Consider the following 2,032-nt stretch of genomic DNA (forward strand, 5'->3'; position numbering starts at 1 on the left):
GGGGGGGGGCCGGGGGGGGGGGGGGGGGGGGGGGGGGGGGGGGGGGGGGGGGGCGGGGGGGGGGGGGGGGGGGGGGGGGGGGCGGGGGCGCGCGGGGGGGGGGGGGCCCGGGCCCCCCCCCCCCCCCCCCCCTCCTGCACGGGTGAGAGGAGGGCCGACGTGTCGTTCGTCGCCGACAACTTCGACCTGCTGCGCAGCGCGTTCCTGACCACGCTGTCGCTGGCGGTCCTCAGCGGCATCGTGGCGCTGGTGCTCGGCACGGTGCTGGCCGGCATGCGGGTGAGCCCGATCGCGCCGCTGCGCGGGTTCGCGACCTTCTACGTCGAGGTCTTCCGCAACACCCCGCTGACCGTCGTCTTCTTCTTCCTCGTCTTCGGGATCGTCGAGATCGGGCTGCAGTTCCCGTCCCGGTTCCTCGCCGCGGTGGCCGCGCTGTCGCTGTACACGGCCGCGTTCGTCTGCGAGGCGCTGCGCTCGGGGATCAACGCCGTCCCGCCCGGGCAGGCCGAGGCGGCGCGCGCGCTCGGCCTCGACTTCGGGCAGACGCTGCGGACGGTGGTGCTGCCGCAGGCCTTCCGCACCGTCGTCCCGCCGCTGGGCAACGTGTGGATCGCGCTCGCGAAGAACACCTCGATCGCGGCCGGGTTCGCCGTCACCGACCTCACCGCCGCCCTGCAGCGGCTCTCGAACGTCAACGCCGACCGGCTGCTGGCCGTCTTCCTCGCGATCGTGGCCGGGTACCTGCTGATCACGCTGCCCTCGGCCTGGGCGATCCGCACCGTCGAGAAGCGGGTGGCGATCGTCCGATGAGCGCGACCGTCCTGTTCGACCTGCCCGGCCCCCGGGCGCGCCGCCGGCAGCGCCTGGGCACCGTCCTCGGCGGGCTCTTCGTCGGCGCCCTGCTGGCGCTGGCCCTGTGGCAGCTGGCCAAGAACGAGCAGCTGTCCCCCGACCGCTGGGCGATCCTCTTCGACCCCGCGGCGGGGGTGCCGCAGGCGTTCGGGCGCGCGCTGCTCAACACGCTGGCCGCCGCCGCGGTGGGCATGGTGCTCGCCACCGTGTTCGGCGCGCTGCTCGCCGTCGGCCGGCTCTCGGACCACGCCTGGGTGCGCGCCCCGGTCACGGTGGTGATCGAGTTCTTCCGCGCCGTCCCGCTGCTGATCCTGATCCTGTTCTGCCTGCTGTACCTGCCCACGCTGGGCGTGCCGATGACGGCGTTCCGCGCGCTGGTGCTCGGGCTGACGCTCTACAACATGGCGGTCCTGGCCGAGATCTTCCGGGCCGGGATCCTGTCGGTGGACCGGGGGCAGCAGGAGGCGGCCTTCGCGCTGGGGATGCGCAAGACCCAGGTGATGACGACGGTGCTGCTCCCCCAGGCGGTCCGGCGGATGCTCCCGGTGCTCGTCGCGCAGCTGGTCGTGCTGCTCAAGGACTCGTCGCTGGGCTTCATCGTGGGCTACCTGGAGCTGCTGCGGCAGGCACGCAGCCTGGTGGAGTTCTTCAACTTCCGCTACGGCGACACCTACACCTTCCAGCTGTACGTGGCCGCCGCGGTGATCTACATCGTGGTCAACGTGCTGCTGTCCTGGCTGGCCCGCTACGTGGAGCGGCGCACCCGGCGGACGCCGAAGACCGCCGCCACCGCTCCGGTCACGCCCCTCGACGACGGGCGCGCGCTGGCCAACGAGGCGGTCTGATCCGAACCGGCGCGCCCTGCCGGCCACGCCGCGTCACGACGGCGACACTTGTCGTCACCATGGAGACGACCCTCGCCGCCGGCCCCCTGCTGCCGGTCCCGGCCCCCGCCGGGGACGACCGCCAGGACCCCGCCCAGCGGTTCGTCGCGCGGCTGCGGGCGGCCGCCCCGGAGTTCGCCCGCGCCGCGGGCGCGCAGACCGCGGTGGTGCGGGAGGCGGTGCCGCCGGGGGGGGGGGGGGGGGGGGGGGGGGGGGGGGGGGGGGGGGGGGGGGGGGGGGGGGGCCGGGGGCCGGGGCCGGGCGCGGGCCCCGCCCCCGGGGGGCGGCGGCCGGGG

At 76.1% G+C, this 2,032-nt stretch carries 2 protein-coding genes; both read left to right on the forward strand.

What is annotated here, in order from left to right; genetic code table 11:
- The first annotated feature begins 159 nt into the window (after positions 1 to 159).
- Positions 160 to 810, forward strand: a complete 651-nt coding sequence (locus tag ACI797_RS27780; RefSeq protein ID WP_456864098.1) for an amino acid ABC transporter permease — start codon at positions 160 to 162, stop codon at positions 808 to 810.
- Complete coding sequence (locus ACI797_RS27785; RefSeq protein ID WP_456542370.1) at positions 807 to 1,697, forward strand: amino acid ABC transporter permease; 891 nt, start codon at positions 807 to 809, stop codon at positions 1,695 to 1,697. The genes ACI797_RS27780 and ACI797_RS27785 overlap by 4 nt, the downstream gene beginning before the upstream one ends.
- The last annotated feature ends 335 nt before the right edge of the window (positions 1,698 to 2,032 follow it).

The sequence above is a fragment of the Geodermatophilus sp. SYSU D00691 genome, from assembly GCF_054050275.1.